Source organism: Plantibacter sp. CFBP 13570, from assembly GCF_014841395.1.
Taxonomy (GTDB): Bacteria; Actinomycetota; Actinomycetes; order Actinomycetales; family Microbacteriaceae; genus Plantibacter; species Plantibacter auratus.
The window spans coordinates 1-20,831 of record NZ_JACYTW010000015.1 but is presented as its reverse complement, the minus strand read 5'-3'; the positions used below and the strand labels follow the sequence as shown (position 1 = coordinate 20,831).

At 70.9% G+C, this 20,831-nt stretch carries 20 protein-coding genes; 7 read left to right on the top strand and 13 right to left on the bottom strand.

From position 1 onward, the window contains the following. Positions 1-24: 24 nt before the first annotated feature. The 5 genes from hpaE to IFT89_RS07385 are packed head-to-tail and all read right to left on the bottom strand — an operon-like array spanning position 25 to position 5,423. Positions 25-1,539 carry a 5-carboxymethyl-2-hydroxymuconate semialdehyde dehydrogenase gene (hpaE, locus tag IFT89_RS07405; RefSeq protein ID WP_202938630.1) on the bottom strand — a complete coding sequence of 505 codons (1,515 nt, stop codon included), beginning with the start codon at positions 1,537-1,539 and terminating at the stop codon, positions 25-27. Further along, complete coding sequence (locus tag IFT89_RS07400; protein ID WP_202938629.1) at positions 1,536-2,282, bottom strand: GntR family transcriptional regulator; 747 nt, start codon at positions 2,280-2,282, stop codon at positions 1,536-1,538. Before IFT89_RS07400 ends, hpaE begins: the two co-directional genes overlap by 4 nt. Next, positions 2,279-3,784 carry a fumarylacetoacetate hydrolase family protein gene (locus IFT89_RS07395; protein ID WP_202938628.1) on the bottom strand — a complete coding sequence of 502 codons (1,506 nt, stop codon included), beginning with the start codon at positions 3,782-3,784 and terminating at the stop codon, positions 2,279-2,281. The genes IFT89_RS07400 and IFT89_RS07395 overlap by 4 nt, the downstream gene beginning before the upstream one ends. Before the next feature lie 59 nt (positions 3,785-3,843). Continuing rightward, complete coding sequence (locus IFT89_RS07390; RefSeq protein WP_202938627.1) at positions 3,844-4,656, bottom strand: HpcH/HpaI aldolase family protein; 813 nt, start codon at positions 4,654-4,656, stop codon at positions 3,844-3,846. Then, positions 4,641-5,423 carry a 2-keto-4-pentenoate hydratase gene (locus IFT89_RS07385; protein ID WP_064297105.1) on the bottom strand — a complete coding sequence of 261 codons (783 nt, stop codon included), beginning with the start codon at positions 5,421-5,423 and terminating at the stop codon, positions 4,641-4,643. Before IFT89_RS07385 ends, IFT89_RS07390 begins: the two co-directional genes overlap by 16 nt. A 157-nt stretch (positions 5,424-5,580) precedes the next feature. Here IFT89_RS07385 and IFT89_RS07380 point away from each other — a divergent pair, with 157 nt between their 5' ends. Continuing rightward, entirely contained in the window at positions 5,581-6,954 is a 1,374-nt protein-coding gene (locus IFT89_RS07380) for an MFS transporter (protein ID WP_159877413.1), read from the top strand. Positions 6,955-6,960: 6 nt separating this feature from the next. Here IFT89_RS07380 and IFT89_RS07375 read toward each other — a convergent pair whose 3' ends face one another. The 3 genes from IFT89_RS07375 to IFT89_RS07365 form a co-directional block, all read right to left on the bottom strand. Continuing rightward, positions 6,961-7,659, bottom strand: coding sequence for an IclR family transcriptional regulator (locus IFT89_RS07375; protein ID WP_202938626.1), 699 nt, complete (start codon positions 7,657-7,659; stop codon positions 6,961-6,963). Positions 7,660-7,738: 79 nt separating this feature from the next. After that, positions 7,739-8,623, bottom strand: coding sequence for a TolB family protein (locus tag IFT89_RS07370; RefSeq protein WP_202938625.1), 885 nt, complete (start codon positions 8,621-8,623; stop codon positions 7,739-7,741). Positions 8,624-8,689: 66 nt separating this feature from the next. Further along, positions 8,690-9,262, bottom strand: coding sequence for an NADPH-dependent F420 reductase (locus IFT89_RS07365; RefSeq protein ID WP_202938624.1), 573 nt, complete (start codon positions 9,260-9,262; stop codon positions 8,690-8,692). Positions 9,263-9,367: 105 nt separating this feature from the next. On the opposite strand from IFT89_RS07365, the gene IFT89_RS07360 reads away from it, so the two are divergent. After that, on the top strand, positions 9,368-9,850 hold the full coding sequence (locus IFT89_RS07360) for a MarR family winged helix-turn-helix transcriptional regulator (protein WP_202938623.1): 483 nt from the start codon (positions 9,368-9,370) through the stop codon (positions 9,848-9,850). 97 nt (positions 9,851-9,947) lie between these two features. Then, positions 9,948-10,229, top strand: coding sequence for a hypothetical protein (locus IFT89_RS07355; RefSeq protein WP_202938622.1), 282 nt, complete (start codon positions 9,948-9,950; stop codon positions 10,227-10,229). Positions 10,230-10,309: 80 nt separating this feature from the next. Here the strand turns inward: IFT89_RS07355 and IFT89_RS07350 are convergent, their stop codons facing one another. Further along, entirely contained in the window at positions 10,310-11,518 is a 1,209-nt protein-coding gene (locus IFT89_RS07350; RefSeq protein ID WP_202938621.1) for a cysteine desulfurase-like protein, read from the bottom strand. A 327-nt stretch (positions 11,519-11,845) separates the two neighbouring features. On the opposite strand from IFT89_RS07350, the gene IFT89_RS07345 reads away from it, so the two are divergent. After that, a complete protein-coding gene (locus IFT89_RS07345; RefSeq protein WP_137242447.1) occupies positions 11,846-12,340 on the top strand; it encodes an FBP domain-containing protein in 495 nt (164 codons plus the stop codon). A 59-nt stretch (positions 12,341-12,399) separates the two neighbouring features. Here the strand turns inward: IFT89_RS07345 and IFT89_RS20745 are convergent, their stop codons facing one another. After that, positions 12,400-13,005 carry a TetR/AcrR family transcriptional regulator gene (locus IFT89_RS20745; RefSeq protein ID WP_202938620.1) on the bottom strand — a complete coding sequence of 202 codons (606 nt, stop codon included), beginning with the start codon at positions 13,003-13,005 and terminating at the stop codon, positions 12,400-12,402. Positions 13,006-13,102: 97 nt separating this feature from the next. Here IFT89_RS20745 and IFT89_RS07335 point away from each other — a divergent pair, with 97 nt between their 5' ends. Next, entirely contained in the window at positions 13,103-13,903 is an 801-nt protein-coding gene (locus IFT89_RS07335; protein WP_137242445.1) for an SDR family NAD(P)-dependent oxidoreductase, read from the top strand. A 51-nt stretch (positions 13,904-13,954) separates the two neighbouring features. Here IFT89_RS07335 and IFT89_RS07330 read toward each other — a convergent pair whose 3' ends face one another. The 3 genes from IFT89_RS07330 to IFT89_RS20740 form a co-directional block, all read right to left on the bottom strand. Further along, complete coding sequence (locus IFT89_RS07330; protein ID WP_202938619.1) at positions 13,955-14,830, bottom strand: endonuclease domain-containing protein; 876 nt, start codon at positions 14,828-14,830, stop codon at positions 13,955-13,957. Between the two features lie 109 nt (positions 14,831-14,939). After that, complete coding sequence (locus IFT89_RS07325; RefSeq protein WP_137242443.1) at positions 14,940-16,079, bottom strand: substrate-binding domain-containing protein; 1,140 nt, start codon at positions 16,077-16,079, stop codon at positions 14,940-14,942. Further along, positions 16,076-17,962 (bottom strand): heparinase II/III family protein, encoded by a 1,887-nt coding sequence (locus IFT89_RS20740; RefSeq protein WP_213014207.1) that lies wholly within the window; start codon positions 17,960-17,962, stop codon positions 16,076-16,078. Before IFT89_RS20740 ends, IFT89_RS07325 begins: the two co-directional genes overlap by 4 nt. Before the next feature lie 200 nt (positions 17,963-18,162). Here IFT89_RS20740 and IFT89_RS07315 point away from each other — a divergent pair, with 200 nt between their 5' ends. Continuing rightward, a complete protein-coding gene (locus IFT89_RS07315) occupies positions 18,163-19,182 on the top strand; it encodes a hydroxyacid dehydrogenase (RefSeq protein WP_202938617.1) in 1,020 nt (339 codons plus the stop codon). Continuing rightward, positions 19,182-20,831 (top strand): DUF2264 domain-containing protein (locus IFT89_RS07310; protein WP_202938616.1); only part of this gene is annotated, 1,650 nt, incomplete at its 3' end. The genes IFT89_RS07315 and IFT89_RS07310, both read left to right, overlap by 1 nt.

Below are 20,831 nucleotides of genomic sequence, written 5' to 3'. Positions count from 1 at the left end.
TGGGTGGAAGTCGACCGGGAGCGGTCAGTGCGCGGCCTGCAGCGGCCCGCCGGTCCCGAAGCGTGGGGAGTGCGCCTGGTTCAGCGTGATGTGCACCGCCTGCTGGTCGGTGTAGAAGTCGATCGAGCGGTAGCCGCCCTCGTGCCCGAGCCCCGAGGCCTTCACCCCGCCGAACGGCGTGCGGAGGTCGCGCACGTTGTTCGAGTTCAGCCACACCATCCCGGCCTGCACGTTCTGGGAGAAGCTGTGGGCCCGCTTGAGGTCGTTCGTCCAGATGTAGGCGGCGAGCCCGTACTTCGTGTCGTTCGCGAGCGCGAGTGCCTCCTCGTCGGAGTCGAACGGGGTGATGGCGACGACCGGCCCGAAGATCTCCTCCTGGAAGATGCGGGCGCTCGGCGGGACGTCGGCGAAGACCGTCGGCGCGACGTAGTTGCCGGTCGGGAACCCCTCGGGGCGACCGCCGCCAGCGACGAGGCGGCCCTCGGTCTTGCCGATCTCGACGTAGCCCATGACCTTCGCGTAGTGCTCCGGGTGCACGAGCGCGCCGACCTCGGTGGCCGGGTCGTTCGGGTGCCCGACGACGATGTTGCGGGCCCGCTCGGCGTAGCGCTCGACGAAGTCGTCGTAGACGCTCCGCTCGACGAGGATGCGGCTGCCGGCGGTGCAGCGCTCGCCGTTCAACGAGAACACCCCGAACACCGTCGCGTCGAGGGCGTCGTCGAGGTCGGCGTCGGCGAACACGACGGCCGGCGACTTGCCGCCCAGCTCCATCGAGAGCCCCTTTAGGAACGGCGCGGCGTTCGCAAAGATGAGCTGGCCAGTGCTGCTCTCGCCGGTGAACGAGATGAGCGGCACGTCCGGGTGCTTCACGAGGGCGTCGCCGGCGTCCTCGCCGAGTCCGTTCACGAGGTTGAACACGCCGTCGGGCACGCCGGCGTCGCGGAAGATGTCCGCCCACAGGCTTGCCGAGAGCGGGGTGAACTCCGCCGGCTTCAGGACGACCGTGTTCCCGGTCGCGAGGGCCGGAGCGAGCTTCCAGCTCTCGAGCATGAACGGCGTGTTCCACGGCGTGATGAGCCCCGCGACGCCGATGGGCTTGCGGTTGACGTAGTTGAGCTGCCGCCCGGGCACCTTGTAGGTGTCGTCGTGCTGGGCGACGATCAGGTCGGCGAAGAATCGGAAGTTCTCGGCGGCGCGCTTCGCCTGACCGAGCGCCTGCGTGATCGGCAGTCCGGTGTCGAAGCTCTCCAGCTCCGCGAGGCGGGCGTCCTGCGCCTCGACGGCGTCGGCGACCCGGTGCATGATCCGGCTGCGCTCGCGGGGGAGGAGCCGCGGCCACGGCCCCTCGTCGAAGGCGCGCTTCGCGGCGGCGACGGCGAGGTCGATGTCCGCCTGCTTGCCGGCGGCGGCCCGGACATAGGTCTCGTTCGACACCGGGTCGAGGACGTCGAAGGTGTCGCCGTCGACCGAGTCGACGAACGCGCCGTCGATGTAGTGCCGGATACGGTCGGGCAACGCTGCCGGAACGTGCTGGGTCATGGGTGGTTCCTCCGGTGGGTGGTGGACGGCGGTGACGACGGCGGGCGGGCCGTGGTGGGCGGCTGGTGCTCGGCCTGGTACGCGAGCATGGCGTCGAGCGTCGCGGTGCGGTGGTCGCGGGCGGCGATCTCGATCTCGAGTGGCTGGGCGCCGGCGGCGATGAGTTCGAGGATGCCGTCGTGCTCGGCGACCGACTCCCGCGCGCGGCCGGGCACGAAGCTGAACGTGGAATCGCGGAGCGCGTTCAGCCGCCGCCAGCCGCGGTGGACGAGGTCGAGGACGTGCGGGTTCGGGCACTCCTCGAAGAGGACGGTGTGGAACTCCAGGTTCAGCGCCGTGAACGCGTGCGGATCGAAGTCGTCGAGGGTGCGGCGCATCCGCTCGTTGATCTCGCGGGCGCGGGCCAGGTGGTCGTCGGTGAGGTAGGCGGCGCTCATCGAGGTCGCTGCGCCCTCGACGAGGGCGAGCGTCTGCATCGTGAAGAGGTACTCGGTCTCGTGCAGCATCGCGACCTGCGCGCCGACGTTGCGCTCGAACGTCACGAGCCCCTCGGCCTCCAGCCGCCGGATCGCCTCACGCACCGGGACGACACTGATGTCGAGCTCGCCGGCGATCTGGCCGAGCACCAGCCGGTACCCGGGGACGAAGCGCCCCTCGTCGATGGCCTCGCGGATGAACCGGTAGGCGCGCTCGGACTTGCTGAGCGACGCCTCCTGCCCGGTCGTCGGGTGTGGCCCGCTCATCGTCCCTGCTCGCTCTCGTATCGCGCCCGCCACTCGGCGTTCAGCGGGAAGAGTCCGTCGACGGCGGCACCGCCACGGACCTGCTCGGCGATCCACGCGTCCTCCGCCTCCTGCACGACCGCCTCCGCGGCGACCTCGGCGGCGAGCGCCCGAGGGATCGCGATGACGCCGTCACCGTCCCCGACGATCACGTCGCCCGGCAGGACGGTCGCCCCACCGCAGGTGATCGCGACATCGGTCTCCCACGGCACATGGCGGCGCCCGAGGACGGACGGGTGCGGACCCTGCGAGAAGGTCGGCAGGTCGAACGCCGCGACCTGCTCGGCATCGCGGATGCCGCCGTCGGTGACGACCCCGGCCGATCCCCGTTGCTGCGCCCGAAGTGCGAGGACGTCGCCGACGGTGCCCGTGCCGCGCTCACCGCGTGCCTCGATCACGATGACCTCGCCGGACTCAACGGTGTCGAAGATGCGCTTCTGCGCGTTGAAGCCGTTCCCACGCTCGGCGAAGAGGTCGGGCCGGTAGGCGACGAAGCGGAGGGTGCGGGCCACGCCGACCATGCGCGTGCCCGGTCGTGAGGCGTGGACGCCCTCGATGAAGACCTCGGTGTACCCGCGGGCCCGCAGCTTGGCGCTCAGCGTCGCCGTCGAGACCGAGGCGAGCTGCTCGGCGACCGCGGGGTCGAGCGCTTCGGCGACCCGATCACCGAGATCGTCCCGGTCCCTGAGCTTGTCGAAGGGCAGACCCGCCGCCACAGCGTCCCCCCAGGCCTCGATCCGCTGATGGTCGTCGACGACCGGCTTCGCGCCGAACCCGCCGAAGGGCTCGGTGCCCTCGACGACCGTCGTCACGAGTCGACCGCTCGTCGGGGTGCCGGGTGCGGTCGGTGCGTCGACCTCGACCTCGACGACGTCGCCGGGCACGACGACGGAGGAGCCGGCGGGTGTGCCGGTGAGGATGACATCGCCGGGCTCGAGCGTCGAGAGCTGCGAGAGGTCGGCGATGAGCTGGGCGAAGGGGAAGAGCAGCGTGTCGCTCGTGTCGTCCTGGACCACGACGCCGTTGACCCAGGTGCGCACGCGGAGGGCGGCCGGATCGATCTGCTCGGCGGAGATGACGGACGGGCCGAGCGGCGTGTAGCCGTCGCCGCCCTTCGATCGCAGGTTCGACCCCTTGTCTGCGCTGCGGAGGTCGTAGAGCCCGAAGTCGTTCGCCGCGGTGACGCCCGAGACCTGCTGCCAGGCGTCCTCGACGCGGACGCGGCGGGCCGCGGTCCCGATGATGATCGCGATCTCGCCCTCGAAGGCGAGCAGTTCCGCGCCGGCCGGGCGCTCGATGGTGCCGCCCGTGCTCGAGACGGAGGACCACGGCTTGAGGAAGTACGAGGGGTGCTCCGGCGTGCGGCCGCGCTGGGCGGCCCGTGACGGGTAGTTGAGGTGGACGGCGATGATCTTGCCGCCCCCGCTGTTGGGGAGGCCTTCGATGCCCTGGTGGCTGCTCATCACACGTCCTCGTTGTCGGTATCCAGAATCGTATACGATCCGGACACAGTGGGGAAGGGTCAGTACCCGTCGCTGCGGGTCGCGTCGCTCCGGCCGTCGATGAAGCGCTCGGCCAGCTGCTCGGATGCGCGGGCGAGGAGCGACACGTCCGCACCGACGAGGACGAAGGACGCCCCGCGGTCGAGGTAGTGCTCGGCCATGACGGGGTCGAAGGCGTTCACGCCGGCCGGCTTCCCCGCGGCGGCGGCGGCATCGAGCACCCGCTCGACAGCGCTGACCACGGTGGGGTGCCCCTGCTGGCCGAGCAGTCCGAGCGACGCCGAGAGGTCGGCCGGACCGACGAACACCGCGTCCACGCCGTCGACCGCGAGGATCTCGTCCGCCTGCTCCACGGCCTCCGCCGACTCGATCTGCACCGTGAGCGACACCGAATCGTCCGCCTGCGCGAGGTAGTCGTCGATCCGGTTCCAGCGGGAGGACCTCGCGAGCGCGCTGCCGACCCCGCGGACGCCCTGCGGCGGGTACCGCACGGCCTGTACGAGTGCCGCCGCCTGCTCGGCCGACGACACCATGGGCACGATGAGGTTCTGCGCCCCGAGGTCGAGCACCTGCTTGATGACGACCGCGTCGCCGAACGGCACCCGCACCAGCGGACACACCGGGAAGGCGGCCACCACCTGCAGTTGCAGCTGGATGCTCTCCAGGGTGTTCGCCGAGTGCTCGCCGTCGATGAGGAGCAGGTCGAGCCCGCTGCCCGCAGCGATCTCCGCCGCGATCGGGCTCCCCGACACCACCCACATGCCGATGAGGGGGCGATCCGCGGTGCGCAGGCGCTCGCCGAAGGTCGGCGGCAGGGTCATTCGAATCGGCATGTCACGGCTCCCAGTCCCTGGTATTCGGCGTGGACGGTGTCGCCCCGTTCGACCCACATCGGTCTCGTGAACGATCCCGACAGGATGATCTCCCCGGCGGCGAGACTCCCGCCGTGCTGGGCGAGCTTGCCGGCGAGCCACGCGACGCCGAGTGCCGGGTGCCCGAGGACGGCGCCGGCGACCCCCGATTCCTCGATGGTCTGGTTGCGGTAGAGCAGGGCCGAGACCCAGCGCGGGTCGATCGCGTCGGGGCGGACGGGTGTTCCGCCGAGCACCATGGCACCGAGTGCCGCGTTGTCGGCGATGGTGTCGACGATCGTGCGACCGTCGAGTTCGATGTGAGAGTTGAGGACCTCGAGCGCCGGCACGATGTGGTCGGTCGCGTCGAGCACCTCGAAGATCGTGCAGTGCGGCCCCTGCAGTGGGCGGCCGAGGACGAAGGCCAGCTCGACCTCCACGCGGACGTTGGAGTAGGCGTCGAAGTCGAGCGTCGCGCCCGAGTCGAAGACCTGGTCGTCGAGGATGACGCCGTAGTCGGGTTCGGTGATCCCGGTGGCCTGCTGCATCGCCTTCGAGGTGAGGCCGATCTTGTGGCCGACGACGCGCCGACCGGCGGCGATGCGGCGTTCGGCCCACAGCGCCTGCACGGCGTAGGAGTCTTCGATGGTCATGTCGGGGTGCCGGGCGGTGAGGAGGGGGATGACGCTCCGCTCCTCGTGCGCCGCCGCCAGCTCGTCGGCGATCGCCTGTCGTTCGTGATCCTGCATCGCGTCCCGTCCTCATCTGCGTCGACTGCGGCCTGCGATCACGATACGGTGCGTCGTCATCGACTGCCTCTTGCGCGGTGACCATGATTGTATACGATGTGGTGTACATTCTGGCGGTCCAATGACGGGCCGCGACGGACAAAGGGGTCTCGAGACAATGACAACCGCATCTCTGGCGCGAGCGACGACGCCCGCGGAACTCCGGCGCGTGGCTTTCGCCACCGTCATCGGCACCACGGTCGAGTGGTACGACTTCTTCCTCTACGCGAGCGCCGCTGGACTCGTCTTCTCGCAGCTCTTCTTCCAACCCGCAGGACCGCAGGCCGCGCTGCTGCTGTCGTTCGCGACCGTCGGTGTGAGCTTCCTGTTCCGGCCGCTCGGCGCGTTCGTCGCCGGGCACTTCGGCGACCGCATCGGCCGGAAGAAGATGCTCGTCATCACGCTCTTCCTCATGGGAGCCGCCACGACGCTCATCGGTCTGCTGCCGACGTACGACCAGATCGGGATCATCGCCCCGGCACTGCTCGTGTTTCTCCGCATCCTGCAGGGTCTCTCGACCGGCGGGGAGTGGGGCGGAGCCGTCCTCATGGCCGTCGAGCACGCCCCCACCGGCCGCCGCGGCCGGTTCGGTGCGTTCCCGCAGATCGGCGTCCCGATCGGACTGCTCCTCGCCTCCGGCATGCTCGCGCTCATGACGGGCGTGATCTCGCCCGGTGCCGCGTTCCTCGAGTGGGGCTGGCGGATCCCGTTCCTGCTGAGCTTCGTCCTGATCATCGTCGGCTACGTCGTGCGCCGGAAGGTCGATGAGAGCCCCGTCTTCGTCGCGCTCGCCCGCAACAAGGAGCGTCGCCGGGTCCCGATCATCGAGCTCTTCCGTCACCACTGGCTGCTCGTGCTGCTCGCGGCGCTCACCTTCGCCGGCAACAACGCCGCCGGCTACATGACCACGGGCGGCTACATCCAGAACTACGCGACGACGCCGCTCGCCGACGGTGGCCTGGTCGGCATGGAGCGGACGCCGGTGCTGCTCGCGGTGACCGGGTCGGCCATCGTCTGGCTGATCGTCACGTGGTTCGCGGGTTCACTCTCCGACCGGATCGGCCGACGCAACACCTACATCATCGGCTGGGTCGCGTTCCTGGCCACCGTCTTCGTGCTCTTCCCGCTCGTGAACACCGGCAACCCGTGGCTGTTGTTCCTCGGGCTCGCGCTGTTCACGATCGGCAACGGCTTCACCTACGGGCCGCAGGCGGCGTACTTCGCCGAGCTGTTCCCGGCGTCGATCCGGTACACGGGTGTGTCGGTCACCTACGCGATCGGCGCCATCCTCGGCGGAGCGTTCGCGCCGACGATCGCGACCTGGCTGGTGCAGGTCACGGGGTCGTCGACGAGCGTCGCGTTCTACATCGCCGGCATGATCGTGATCGCCTTCGCGGCGACCCTCCTCCTGCGTGACCGCACGGGCATCCCGCTCGGTGGCGAGGCGGAGGACGAGCAGAGCCGTGGTCAGATCTACGGCGCGCGGAGGTAGCCGCGGTCAGACCGACGACGCGATGGTCGCGGCCCCCTCGATGAGGCGGGCCGCGATCTCGGGTTCGGGTCGGCTGCTCGAGACGTAGACGACCGCGAGGGCGGCTGCCGGCGAGCCGTGCGAGGCGAGCGGGGCGGCAATGGCGCGGAGGCCGGTGATGACCTCGTCGTGGCTCGACGCCCAGCCCTGTTCACGGACCACGGCCAGCTCCGTGCGGTGGTCGTCGTCGAGCGTGTCCGGCCACTGCGAGTCCGACAGACGGGACGCGATCGCCTTGCCGGGCGCGCCGACACCGACCGGGTGCCGGGTGCCGGGCCGCTGTGCGATCGACCCCATCGTGTGCCGCGGTTCGACGCTGACGAGGGTGACGATCTCATCGCCGTCCAGCACGGTGAGGAAGCAGGTCATGCCGAGCTCGTTCGCGATGGCCGTCAGCTCGGGCAGGGCGGCGGCCTGAAGATCGTGGGAGACACCGGCGGCGAGGGCTGCCAGGCGCGATCCGAGTGCGATCCGTCCCGCGCCGTCCCGGACGACCAGGCGGTGGTCTTCGAGCGTGCGCAGCAGGCGGTAGGTGACGCTGCGGTGCAGACCGAGCGTCGCGCTCAGGGCGTCGATCGTGAGCGGGGTGCGCGCGTCGGCCAGGACCTCGAGGATCCGGATGCCGCGCGAGAGCGTCTGGGAGTGGGCGCTGCTGGCATCGGTCACGACTCGACCCTATCGACGAGCCCCCTGAGTCGCCCGGATCGGTGCGATTCTTCGGCGAAACCGTACAGAATCGGGCGATTCAGCTCGTGATCGGGTAGGCGACGAAGGCGAACCGTGAGCTGTCGGGGGACCAGCTGTTCACGTTGAGCGTGCCCTGGCCGCCGAAGAGGGGATAGCGGCGGAGCGGGGTCGCCCAGTCGTCGGTCGAGACGAGCCGGACCTCGACGTCGAGGTCGGCCGGGTGTCCGATCGTGCCGGCGGGGAAGGCGATGTAGGAGGCCAGGCGGGCGTCGGGGGAGAGGTGCGGGAACCAGTCGACGGTGCCGCTCACGACGAGCTGCTCGAGCTCGCCGCCGCCGTCCGGGATCCGCGCGAGCTGGGCATGGCCCGGGGCCGTGCCGAAGTGTTCCGTGTTGCAGAGCAGCCACCGGCCGTCGGGCGACCACTCCGGGCCGTCGAGGTGGCCGTCGCCCGTGTCGAGGACGGTGACGGGGCCGCCGCCCTCGACCGCCGGAGCGATCGCGAGTCGACCGGGGTGCTCGAAACCTTCGAGCTCGACGTACGCGATCCGCGTGCCGTCGGGCGAGACGCCGTGGAGGAAGTGCCATCGGTCGTCGTCGGCGGTGAGCTTCGTGACCGGTCCACCGGTGAGGGCGCCGCGGTAGATGTGACCGTCCATCGCCGAGAGGAGGATGTGTTCGCCGTCGGGGTCGAGGACGTGGTCGTTGTTGAGCTCGGGGAGGCCGTGGAAGTCGATCGGCGTGAGCCCCGCGGTCGGGTCGTCGGCCGCGAGCGCCCAGAGCCGCCCATTGCCGTTGAGGTACAGCGTCCGGCCGTCGAGGGACCAGTTCGGCGCTTCGACGAGGAGCTCGTCGGTCTCGAAGAGGAGGACGGGCGCGTCATCGTGCGGCCCGCCGAGCAGGACGCTGGAACGCTGGCCGGGGGCGAGGGCGCGGAAGGTCATGCGCCCATCGTCCTCCAGTCCGTCGTGATCCGGGAGGACCGTTCCTCCCGGATCACGATCCGACGACTACTTGACGAGTGCGAACCCCGCGGTCCAGGAGATCTTCTCCGACGCCGCCAGCGTGAGCTGCAGGAAGCCGATCGCCTCGAGTTCGTGGGCGCGCTTCAGCGACCCGGCGTCGACGGCCTCGAGGCCGCCGGCGGTCACGAGCTGCTGCAGTGCCGCCTTGGCGTCGGCGTCGTCCCCGGCGATGAGGACCGTGGTGGTCACGTCGCCGACCTGCTTCGCGGCGAGGGTCGCGGCGAAGTTCGTGTTGAAGGCCTTGAGGACGTGGGAGCTCGGGAGCTTCGCCTGCAGTTCCGCTGCAGCAGAGCTGCCGGCGGGGACGGTGAGGGCGTCGAAGGTCGAGAAGTCGAGGGGGTTGGTGATGTCGACGACGACCTTGCCCGCGAGCTGGTCGGCGTACTGCTCGACGATCGTCGCGAGGGCCGGGTAGGGGACCGCGAGGACGACGACGTCGCCGGTGATCGTGCCGGTCTCGGCCGACCCGAGGTGGTCGACGGAGGCGCCGCCTGCTGCGAGGACGCCGGCGATGGCGGTGCCCATGTTGCCGGTTCCGAAGATGGTGACGTTCGTCATGACGATGCTCCTTCTCGTGGCCGCCTGGTCACGGGTCGATTGGTTGTTGATACAACTAACGTAACACCGGTTAGTTGTAGGCGCAACTATTGCTACGCTGGAGTCATGACCGAGACGCGATGGCTGAGCGACGACGAGCAACGCTCCTGGGTGCGCTTCGCCGCGGCGCTCGAACTCCTGCCGGCTGCCCTCGACCTCCAGCTCACCCGGGACGAGCACCTGACGCACTTCGACTACTTCACGCTCGCGATGCTGTCCGAGACGCCGGGCCGCACGCTGCGCACCTCGGCGCTCGCGGCCCGGACGAATGCGACGCTGCCCCGCTTGTCGCGGGTGCTGACTCGCTTGGAGGAGGCCGGCTTCGTGGCGCGGACACCGTGCCCGGAGGATCGACGGGCGACGAACGTGACGCTCACCGATGCGGGCTGGGGCAAGGTCGTCCAGGCTGCGCCGGGCCACGTCGAGCACGTTCGATCCCTGGTCCTCGACGCCCTGACGCCGGCGCAGGTCGAGCAGCTCGGCGAGATCTCGGCCGCCCTCCTGACGAAGCTCGACCCCGACGGGCGGATGTTCGCCAGCGAGGCCTGATCTCCGTCACCTGGGGGATTCGCGGCGCTCGAGGGCTGCGTAGCGTGGGGCTCGACGTCGTGGACCCCACCGAGCGCGACGCGGATCGGAGCGAATGATGACCGGATCGACGCAGCCCGAACCTGCACCACACGGGGACGAGGTGCCCCAGGACGGTCCCGCCGCGGCGGAGCCCGAATCGACGCCGCCACCCGCATCGATGAACGGCGGGACGACCTCCGTCTGGTACTTCGTCGGCGCCACGTTCCTCTTCGCCGGACCCCTGATCTTCGGTGTCGACGACTTCGGGTTCTTCCGGATCATCACCCTCGTCCTCGGGGCGGTCGTCATGGTCGCCGGGTTCGTCGTGCTGCGACGTGAGAGCGGCAAGCGGTCCTGAGGGCGCTGACGCCGGGCCGGCTCGCCAACCGTCCAACCGGTGAGCCGTTCAACCGGTGAGCCGGTCAACCGGCGAGCCGGTCAGTCCGCGAGGAAGGCCCTGATGCCGTCGAGCAGGCGGTCGACGTCCTCGTCCGAGGTGTACGGGGCGACGCCGACGCGGAGGCCGCCGACGTCGTCGAGGCCCAGTGCCGCGAACGGCTCGACCGCGTAGAACGAGCCAGCCGGTGCGAGGACGTCGCGAGCGGCGAGGAACGCGGCCGCGTCGGCTGCACGCCTGCCAGGGAACGTCATGAACAGCGTCGCCGTGCGCTCGGCGGCTCGCGAGTGCAGCTCGACGAGCGGGCCGAGGTCGGCGAGCTCGTCCTCGATACGGGTGCGCAGCGCGAGTTCCCGCTGGTGGACGGCAGCGGCGGAGGCCACGAGACGGTCTCGTCTCGTCGTGGCGTCACCGGGGTCGATCGACGCGAGCACGCCGATGGCCGCCGTCACGCCGGCCATGAGCTCGTAGGGCAGCGTGCCGAACTCGAAGCGCTCGGGCACCACGTTCGTCGACGGCAGCAGCTTGTCGGGGTGGATCGATTCGAGCAAGGCCGGCGACGCGGCGAGGACACCGCAGTGCGGCCCGAAGAACTTGTACGGCGAGCAGACGAAGAAGTCGGCGCCGAGGGCCTCGACGTCGACGACGTGGTGCGCTGTGTAGTGGACGCCGTCGATCCAGACGAGCGCGCCGACCGCGTGCGCCCGGTCGGCGATCGTCCGCACCGGCGGGATGGTGCCGAGGAGGTTCGACGCGGCGGTCACGGCGACGAGTCTCGTCCGCTCGGTGATGAGGTCGTCGAGGTCGGCGAGGTCGAGTTCGCCCGTCGCCGGGTCCAGATCGATCCAGCGCACGGTCGCACCCGCGCGGTCCGCAGCCTGCACCCACGGGCGGACGTTCGCGTCGTGGTCGAGTCGGGACAGGACGATCTCGTCGCCGGGGATCCAGCCGCGCGACAGATGCCTGGAGAAGTCGTAGGTGAGCTGGGTCGCGCTGCGGCCGTAGACGATGCCGCGCTCCTCTGCGGCGAGCAGGTCGGCGCACGCGGCACGGAAGGCGGTCACGGCGTCGTCCGCCCGACGCTCGGAGGCGACCGACGAGCCCCGGTTGGACAGCGGCCCGGTGAGGGTGTCGAGGATGGCCTGGCCGACGGCGAGTGGCGTCTGGGTGCCGCCGGGGCCGTCGAAGTGGGCGATGCCCGAGGCGAGGGAGGGGAACGCGGTACGGAGGAGGGCGACGTCGAGGGTCATGGGTCCATCCTGCCGCTCCGGGAGCCTGAACGTGCGGACCAGGGGAGCGAGCGCGCCATCGCTTGATACAGTGCCTGTGTGTCCATGCTGATCGCTCCGCCCCGTGTCGGGCGTCTGGAGGTCGTCGGCGTCCGCAACGCCGGCCCGAGAGAGCAGCGCACCCGGTCGACCACCTCACCCACCCGGTGAGGACGTCGGCCTCGTCCGTCGCGCTCGTCCGAGCGACGACGACGGGGCCGCGCACCCTGACGCACCCACCGCAGCGCACCGACGCGCGGAGGGTCTCTCCGCCGTCTCCACGACGGCCCAGCCGGAACCGGTGAACCCATGATCCCCCTGAACGAATCCCAGATCCGAGCCTCCTTCGTCAACGCGTCGCGCAAGGAGGTCAGTGACGTGAGCCTGCCCGTCGACTTCGACACGCTCGACTTCGAGGTGCGTGACTTCCTCGGGTGGCGCGACAAAAAGCTGCCGCGACGCGCCTATGTCATCACGATCGTCGACGGCGAACCCGTCGGCATCCTGCTCCGGCAGGCCGACGCGATGCCCCGCACCCGGCCGCAGTGCGCGTGGTGCCAGGACATCACGCTCAGCAACGACGTCGTGTTCTACAGCGCGAAGCGGGCCGGACAGGCCGGCAAGAACGGCGACACGGTCGGCACGCTCGTCTGCGCCGACTTCCAGTGCTCGGCCAACGTGCGGAAGCTGCCGCCGCTCGCCTACGTCGGTTTCGACGCGGAGGCGGCCCGCCAGGAGCGCATCGCGACGCTCGGCGTCCGTGCCGCGTCCTTCGCCTCCTCGGTTCTGAACGGCGTCGGCTGACCCGCTGAGTCGCCCGGATCTGCGCGAGATCCGGCTGATTTTGTGCAGATTCGGGCGATTCAGGGCTCGGGAGTCAGGCCCCGCCAGAAGACGCCGACGGCGCTCGTCACGAGGTCGTCGGCCGGGACGCCGTCGAGCAGGCCGCCAGAGGCGAGCGCGGCGATGCCGTGGAAGGTCGCGAACGCGACGAGCGCGATGTGGTGCGGATCGCCGGCGGTGATCGCCCGAATCTCCTGCCCGGCGGTGACGACCCGGACGACGATCTCCATCGAGGCGTGACCGGCGGCGAGCAGCTCCTCCCGGGCATCGGGCGCGTGCTTGAGGCCGAACATGAGCGAGAGGAGGGTCGGCTGAGCGAGCGCGAAGCCGACGTACGCTCGGGCCAGTGCGTCGACCTGTTCGCGGGCACCTGCCGACGACGTGACCTCGGCTTCGGTCGCCCGCTCGAGCGCCGCGGAGAGACGACGGAAACCGTCTTCGGCGAGCGCGTCGAGGAGGGCCTGCTTGTCGCGGAAATGTCGGCTCGGCGCCGCGTGGCTGACGCCGGCATCGCGGGCGAGGCGGCGCAGCGACAGCTCGTCGACGCCGTCCGTCTCGAGGCTGGCTGCGGCCGCCTCGAGGAGCGTCCGGCGGAGGTCTCCGTGGTGATAGGGCTGGGCTGACACGAGACGAGCCTACCGCCATGTTGACATTGACAACACGAGCAGAGACGGTGATGATGTCACTGACAACATTCGTGTACCGCCAGCTGAAGGATTCCCCATGACACTCGATCTCCGCGGTGGCACCGCACTCATCACGGGCGCGAGCTCCGGCCTCGGCGTCGAGTTCGCCAGACGGTTCGCGAACCGCGGGTCGAACCTGGTGCTCGTCGCAAGGCGCGCGGATCGCCTCGAGGTGCTGGCGGCCGAACTCCGGTCTGCCTCGGGTGTCGAGGTCACGGTTGTGCCGGCCGACCTCGCCGTCGCGGGTGCCGCCGATTCACTCCACGAGGAGCTGGATCGCCGCGGCATCCGGATCACCTCGCTCGTCAACAACGCCGGGTTCGGCAGCCACGGTGCCTTCGACCAGGCGGACCCGGAGCGCATGACGGGAGAGATCCAACTCAACGTCGGGACCCTCGTCGAGCTCACGCGTGCATTTATGCCGCAGTTGCTCGAGGGGTCCGGCGCCCTGGTGACGGTCGCGAGCACCGCTGCCTACCAGCCGACGCCGGGCATGGCTGTCTACGGCGCGACGAAGGCGTTCGTGCTGAGCTTCACCGAGGCGCTCTGGGCAGAGGCTCGCGGCACCGGGCTGCGGGTGCTCGCTGTGAGCCCCGGACCCACCAAGACCGAGTTCTTCGACGTCGTCGGGAGCGAAGACGCTGCCGTCGGCCGCAAGCAGACGAGCGCGCAGGTCATCGACACCGCGTTCCGCGCGCTCGACCGGGCTGACGGTGGCCCCAGTGTCGTGTCCGGCCGCAGCAACCACCTCACCGCGCTCGCGACTCGGCTGCTGTCGCGTCGGACGCTCGCCCGCACGAGCGCCCGTGTCCTCGGCGGCGTGCGGATGGCCCGCTGAGTCGCCCGGATCTGTCGAAAATCCGGCCAATTTCGTGCAGATTCGGGCGACTCAGCGGCCGGTGAGGGCGGCGCGCACCGAGGCGACGACGGCGCGGAGGTCACGGAGATCGTCGGCCGTCAGTTCGATGACCGTCCAGCCCGCGGCTCGCAGGCGGTTGGAGCGCGCGCGGTCCTTGCGCCACCGGTCGACCTCGACCCGGTGATAGTCGCCCTGGTATTCGATGACGATCCGCGCTGCACGGTGACAGAGGTCGGCGCGGGCGAGGAACGAGCCGTTCGCCGCCCGGATCTCCTGGTTCGGCTCGAACCCGATGACGCCTCCGCGGACGAGCGCGACGCGGACGATGGACTCGGGCGGTGATTCCGCGCGGTGATCGAGCAGCGGGAGTGCGGCGGCGATGGCTCCACGGCCGCGCCGACTCGGATAGCGGGCTGCAGCCTCCTCCAATTCGGCCAGGCCCGCGGTACTCGTCCGAAGCAGATGGTCGCCTGTCGCGACGAGATCGGCGAGCGGGAGCGTCGCGGCAAGGTCCAGCCACGTTCGAACCGGACTCGTCAGCCTGATGCCGCCGTGGACGATCACGTCGTCCTCGTCGTCGATCGTGATCGACCGACCGGCGATCCCGGCGGCGTGCGGAGCGCGAGCCGGGGCGGCCACGGCGAGGTCGAGGCGATCGGGGGTGGAGAGCCGGTACGGGAGCGGCAGGCCGAGCAGGAGCGCAGCGGTCGGACCGCAGACGAAGACCTGGTCGGACAAGCGGTGGAGGAATGCGCGGCAGCGATCCTCGACCGTCTCCACCGGACGGGCGGACCGGATCCCGTGACCCGGCCTCTCGAGCCGACGACTGCGGAGTTCGCCGGGTGTCATCCCGCTGCGGAGCGCGTCGCCGACGAGGAACGGTCCGTCCGGAAGTTCAGCTGGCATCCCTTCACTGTGCCTCCGCGGAGTGGTTCCCCGTCCACGTTCTCCACAGGTCCGCTGAGTCGCCCGGATCTGCACGAAATCCAGTGATTTTCGCGCAGATCCGGGCGACTCAGGCGGGCGGCGCGGTCAGGGACGAGGCGCGGACCTGCAGCTCGGGGAGGACCTGGGTGCGCTGCGTCGGGCGGCGACGGCCCTCGGACAGGCGGGCGACCATCGTCTCGACGGCCATCCGACCGATGTGCTGCTTCGGTGGGCGCAGCGCGGTGATGGGCGGTTCGCCGTTCTCTGCGACCTCGTCGTCGTAGGCGACGATCGCGAGATCCTCGGGGATCCGCACGCCGCGGTCGAGGCAGTGGTGCTCGAGCAGGATCGCCTGCGGGTCGGCGTGCACGAACAGCGCGGTGGTCCCCGTGGCGAGGCATTCGTCGACGAGCGCACCCAGCCGGGCGTCCCTGGCCCCGTTCTCGACGTCGTCGATCTCGGCGTTCACCGTCAGGCCCGTGTCCAGCCCGAGGTCAGCGGACGCCCTGGCCCACCCGCGACGCAGGTGGTCGGAGGTGGGGGAGTGCCGCGCCGCGGCGATGCCGATGCGACGGTGCCCCTGCTCGTACAGGTGGCGGACGGCGAGGACCGCGCCGAACTCGTGGTCCGTCGTCACCCACTCCAGTGAGCGCAGCGCGAGCGATGACGGCGCGCGACGCTCGGCCAGCACGACCGGGATCGGCAGCGCATCGAGCCAGGCGAGGAGGGCGTACCCGTCCTGGCCCGCGGTGTCGGGTGCGGCGATGAGCCCGTGGATCCCACCCGTCTCGACGAGTGCGGCCATCTGTCGGCGCTGGTCGGCCGGGTCGTAGGACGAGCCGCGGAGCACGAGCTGCGAGCGGCTGAGGGCGGCCGTGGCGCGGGCGCCGTTGACGATCTGCGGCCAGTAGTAGCTGAGCGACGGCACGACCATGCCGATGCGGTACCTGGCGGGGCCGGCGGCGTCGGCGGATCGCGCGACCGTCTGGTCGAGGGAGCTCCGGGCGGTGGCGCCACCGTGGACCCGCGTGACGAGCCCGAGGTCGGCGAGTGCGGTGATGTCGCGTCGGATCGTCAGCTCCGTGACGCCGAGGATGACGGCGAGTTCGCGGACGACGACGGAACCGTTGCGTCGGACCTCGTCCATGATGCGCTCGCGCCGCTCGATGCCGAAGACCTGCGAGGGTCCGGCGCCGGCCGGTGCTCCCCGGTCGCCGTCGTCGCTCATCGTGCGGCCTCCACGGTGACCAGCAGACGATCCGTACCGGGACGCGGCAGCAGTCGCACGCGGGTGATCGTGTCGCCCCAGGACGACCGCATCATCGGGTCGTCGAGCCTGGCGACCTCCATCGCGACCTCGGCCGCGTCGTGCTGGAGCATCACGTCCCGGGCGTCGGCGACCGGTCGACGCACGAGCAGGGTCGCCTGATCGACCTCGGTCACGTCGCCCCACAGCATGAGGGTGACGGCCGTGCCCGCCGTGTCGTCGAGCGTCCAGACGTCCTCGATCACGACCCGCGACGACGTGCGGTCGAGCGTCGCGGTCCGGTGCCAGTGTTCGTGCTCCGCCAGCCCGTAGGCCGCGGCGAGGTCCATCGACCAGCTCGCCTGCCCGCCCTGGTCTCCGCCCCGGCGATCGCGCGCCGCGAACGCCGAACCGTCCTGCTGCAGCAGACCACGCGGCGCCGGGACGCTGTGCCAGTCGCTGCGCATGCACCAGATGTCGTAGCGGTCCGGGCCGAAGGTCCGCGCGTCGTAGGTGGGCCGCCCGGGATCGATGACCGCGGGGACGCCGTCGAGTGCGACGATCACGCTCCCCAGGTCGTTGTGGCTGTGGTTCTCGTCGTTGTGGCCGCCCTTGAGGCTGACCGCGAGTCCGTCGGATCGCCCGTCGTGCTCACGGGCGAGACTCACGCCGATCGACGGCAGGTCGACCGAAGCCGGCAGCGGCAGGGCTGCGCTCCGGGCGTCCGCGACCGCCCATGCACCGTCCAGGCAGACGCGGACGAGACGTCCGAGTCCGGCCCGGTCCGTGGCGACGGGTGCGTCGGGATCGCGATGCGCCGTGGCGTACGTGACGACGTCCGGCAGCTCGAGTCGCCGACCCCAGCGATGCAGGAGATCGAACGGGAGCGTGCGATCACCGCGTGCTCGGGCATCCGCGACGTTCACGTACCAGTCGGCGGACAGCTGCATCCGCAGCGGGAAGCGGAGTGACTCGGGCAGCAGGTCGAGGCCGTCGAGCGCGAGGTGACCTCCGGTGAGACGATCGAGGGTCTCGACCGCCTCGAGGGCGCGAGCCGCTCCGTTCCACCAGTACTCCCAACCCTCGTCGATCGCGCCGTCCCGGGGGAGGCCCGCCAGGTAGCGGTCGATGCCGTCGACCGCTCGGTCGATGACGGGCTCGGCGCGGTCGGGGGTGCAGAGCACCGCCGCTGCCGCGATCGTGTTGCCGAGGATCCAGGGGTTCCAGTTGTGGAGGACGACCGGTTCGTCTGCATCGTCGACATCGAGGCCGAGCCAGTGCCAGTCGTCGCGGTCGAGGAACGGTCGGAACACCCGCTGCTCGGCCTCGGCTCGCAGCCGGTCGGTGAGGCCCGGGTAGCGCTCGTCGAGCTCGTCGCCGAGGACGGCGATCGCCCAGGCGACGGCCGCGACCGCCTCACCGGCGCCGAGGTCGAGGAACGGTTCGTCGAGCGACGGCGTGACCGTCCCGAACCGACTGAACGCGTCGTCGTGGGCCGCCCAGCACCAGGTCGTCTGCTCCGCGAGGAGCCACAGGCCGTCGGCGACCTCGGCGAGTGGGTCGTGCGGCGCCGGAACCGCGACACCGGCTGCGGACGCGGCGGCGAGGACCACGGAGCGGGAGAGGCGTGCGAGTCGGTCGCCGACCGCCGTCTCGTAGGAGAGGCGCTCCCCGGCGAGCGGGTAGGCGCTGTACTGCGAGAAGAGCGGCTGCGGCCAGGGCGTCGCGGCACGGTCGTCCCGCGCTGCTTCGGTGGCGGCCTGCGCCACGAACGCGTCGAGCAGCCGTCGGTCGATCGAGCTCCAGTCGCCGTCCGGCACGATGGACCGCAGTGCGGTCGCCGGGCGCTGTGACCACGCCGTCACCAATGGGCCGTGCGACCGACGCAGCTCATCGGTGGCCGGTGTTGCGGGTGCGGTCTGCGAGGGTGGATGCACGACGTCTCCATGATCATCTTCGATCGAGCTTGTTCGTTTGTGATCGACTGTTTTGACTCCGATCGGATTGGAGTATTCACTACCTGACAACCGCATGCAACCGCGGCCCACTCGAAGGAGAGCACCAGATGTCGAACGCCGCGCGCCCCGCAGCCCTGGTCGCCATGTGGCCCGACGTGTTCTCGACGCTCTTCGACGACGCCCGCCTGGCCCGGCTCCACGAGCTGTGCGAGGTCCGCGACGACGAGACCACCGGCGACCTCGACGACCCGGCGCTCGCCGCACGGCTCGCGGAGGTTGAGGTGCTCATCACCTCGTGGGGCACCCCGCCGCTCACGGCGGAGCGGCTCGACCGCATGCCCCGGCTGCGCGCGGTCTTCCACTGCGCCGGCACGGTCCGCTCACTCGTGACCGACGCGGTCTGGGAGCGCGGCATCGTCGTCACCACGGCCGCCGAGGCGAACGCCATCCCGGTCGCCGAGTTCACCTTCGCCTCGATCGTGCTCGCCGGCAAGCGGGCACAGGTCTTCGCCCGCGACCCTCGGGCGCACCGTCGCGAGTGGCGCACGCTGCTCGAGACCACGAACCTGTCCAACCTCGGACGCCGCGTGGGCGTCGTCGGCTTCTCGCGCATCGGCCGTCGCGTCGTCGCCCTGCTCCAGCAGCTCGACGCGGTCGAGGTGCTCGTCGCCGACCCCTACGCCGACGCCACGGCCGTCACCGCGGCCGGAGCCCGCCTCGTCCCGCTCGACGAGCTCCTGCCGAACGTCGACGTGCTCTCGCTGCACGCCCCGGAGCTCCCGGAGACGAAGCGCATGATCGGGGCTGCCCAGCTCGCGGCGCTCCCGGATGGCGCCACGGTGATCAACACGGCCCGCGGGAGCCTGCTCGACACCGACGCCCTCGCGGCGGAGTGCGCGAGCGGACGTCTGGACGCGATCCTCGACGTCACCGACCCGGAACCGCTGCCCGTGCACTCGCCGCTGCTCGACCTCCCGAACGTCTCGATCACCCCGCACATCGCGGGCTCCCTCGGCCGGGAGACGCTGCGCATGACGGACGCGGCGCTCGACGACCTCGAGCGGTTCCTCAACGGCGAGGACCCGCGCGAAGCCGTCCGGGTCGCCGACCTGGGGGTGAGCGCCTGATGGTCGCGCTCCTGACCGCCCCGGCGTCGGAGACACTCGCCCTGGACCGCACCCTGTCACCGTCGACCGGCTGGACGCGCAGGCACTGGGAGGACCTCGCGGACCGGCTGCTCGGCGGTGCCGAACCCTTCACCTCGCCCGGTCGTGCCCGCATCCTGTTCCCGGGTGCGCCAGGCGGCTACGGCTCCGACATCGACGGGCTGGAGGGGTTCGCTCGGACGTTCATGCTCGCCGCCTTCCGCATCGCCGGTGATCCCGCACGGACTGGCGACCTCGTCGAGCGCTACGCCGCCGGCCTCGCAGCGGGCACCGACCCGGACTCCCCGGAGCGGTGGCCGCGGCCCGACGAGGTCGACCAGGCCAAGGTCGAGGCCGCAGCCATCGCGATCGGACTCCACCTCACCCGTGCCGAACTCTGGGACCGTCTCGACGACCGGACCAAGCGCACGACGATCGACTGGCTCGCATCCGTCATCGGCCAGCCGTACCCGCCCATCAACTGGGTGTGGTTCCGTATCGTCGTCGAGGAGTTTCTGCGCACGGTCGGCGGCCCGTTCTCGGAGGCGGACATCGAGGAGGACCTCGCGATCGCGGACGGTTTCTTCCGCGAGGGCGGTTGGTTCGCCGACGGCGGCACGCGCGCCTACGACCACTACACCGGGTGGGCGCTCCACCTCTATCCGGTGCTGTGGCGCACGATGCTCGCGCCGGGCCACCCGCATCAGGCTCGGCTCGACCGCTACGACGCCCACCTCGACCGCTACCTGGAGGACGCCGTCACGCTCGTCGGCGCGAACGGTTCGCCGCTCGTGCAGGGGCGGAGTCTCATCTACCGCTTCGCCGCCGCCGCGCCGTTCTGGGCCGGTGCGATGGCCGGTTCGACCGCGCTGTCGCCGGGACTCGTCCGTCGGGCGGCCAGTGGCGTCGTGTCGCACTTCGACGCCGCCGGAGCGCCGGACGACCGAGGGATCCTGACGCTCGGCTGGCACCACGAGTGGCGGCAGCTCGCACAGTCCTACTCCGGCCCCGGTTCGCCCTACTGGGCGGCGAAGGGCATGCTCGGTCTGGCGCTCCCGGCCGACCACGCCGTCTGGACGGCCGTCGAGGAACCACTGCCGATCGAGCGGGGCGACGTCCTCCGCACCATCGTCGCCCCGGGCTGGATCGTCAGCGGGACGACCGCCGACGGCATCGTCCGTGTCGTCAACCACGGGACGGACCACGCGAACGACGGCGTCGCCCAACGCGACGCCCCGCTGTACGCACGCCTCGGGTATTCGACGGCGACCGCGCCGGTGCTCTCCGCCGATGCCCGCGACCCGTTCGACGGATCGGTCGTGCTCCTGGACGCCGAGGGTGTCCCGAGTCACCGTTCCGGGTTCACCCGAGGTGGGCTGACGACCCTGCCGACCTCCGACGGATCGTCCACCGGTTGGTCGACGTCCTCCGGTCTCGCCCGCTGGATCGACGCCGATGCCGACGGCCCGGACCATGGCCACGGCCACGCCGCGGACCGGACCCGGACCGGCGCGCGGATCGACCTCTGCTCAGCCGTCCGCGGGCCCTGGGAGGTGCGGTTCGTCCGCGTCGTCCCGGGCGCCGGCGACCAGGTCCCGCTCGGCGCACTGCGTGTCGGCGGGTGGACCGTC

Coding starts and splice junctions, on each gene's coding strand:
- IFT89_RS07325 (WP_137242443.1), bottom strand. CDS start 16,079: ATGAGCGACGACGGCGACCGGGGAGCACCGGCCGGCGCCGGACCCTCG.
- IFT89_RS07360 (WP_202938623.1), top strand. CDS start 9,368: ATGACCGAGACGCGATGGCTGAGCGACGACGAGCAACGCTCCTGGGTG.
- IFT89_RS07395 (WP_202938628.1), bottom strand. CDS start 3,784: ATGAGCAGCCACCAGGGCATCGAAGGCCTCCCCAACAGCGGGGGCGGC.
- IFT89_RS07385 (WP_064297105.1), bottom strand. CDS start 5,423: ATGCAGGATCACGAACGACAGGCGATCGCCGACGAGCTGGCGGCGGCG.
- IFT89_RS07345 (WP_137242447.1), top strand. CDS start 11,846: ATGATCCCCCTGAACGAATCCCAGATCCGAGCCTCCTTCGTCAACGCG.
- IFT89_RS07355 (WP_202938622.1), top strand. CDS start 9,948: ATGACCGGATCGACGCAGCCCGAACCTGCACCACACGGGGACGAGGTG.
- hpaE (WP_202938630.1), bottom strand. CDS start 1,539: ATGACCCAGCACGTTCCGGCAGCGTTGCCCGACCGTATCCGGCACTAC.
- IFT89_RS07390 (WP_202938627.1), bottom strand. CDS start 4,656: ATGCCGATTCGAATGACCCTGCCGCCGACCTTCGGCGAGCGCCTGCGC.
- IFT89_RS07350 (WP_202938621.1), bottom strand. CDS start 11,518: ATGACCCTCGACGTCGCCCTCCTCCGTACCGCGTTCCCCTCCCTCGCC.
- IFT89_RS07315 (WP_202938617.1), top strand. CDS start 18,163: ATGTCGAACGCCGCGCGCCCCGCAGCCCTGGTCGCCATGTGGCCCGAC.
- IFT89_RS07370 (WP_202938625.1), bottom strand. CDS start 8,623: ATGACCTTCCGCGCCCTCGCCCCCGGCCAGCGTTCCAGCGTCCTGCTC.
- IFT89_RS07335 (WP_137242445.1), top strand. CDS start 13,103: ATGACACTCGATCTCCGCGGTGGCACCGCACTCATCACGGGCGCGAGC.
- IFT89_RS07330 (WP_202938619.1), bottom strand. CDS start 14,830: ATGCCAGCTGAACTTCCGGACGGACCGTTCCTCGTCGGCGACGCGCTC.
- IFT89_RS07400 (WP_202938629.1), bottom strand. CDS start 2,282: ATGAGCGGGCCACACCCGACGACCGGGCAGGAGGCGTCGCTCAGCAAG.
- IFT89_RS07365 (WP_202938624.1), bottom strand. CDS start 9,262: ATGACGAACGTCACCATCTTCGGAACCGGCAACATGGGCACCGCCATC.
- IFT89_RS07380 (WP_159877413.1), top strand. CDS start 5,581: ATGACAACCGCATCTCTGGCGCGAGCGACGACGCCCGCGGAACTCCGG.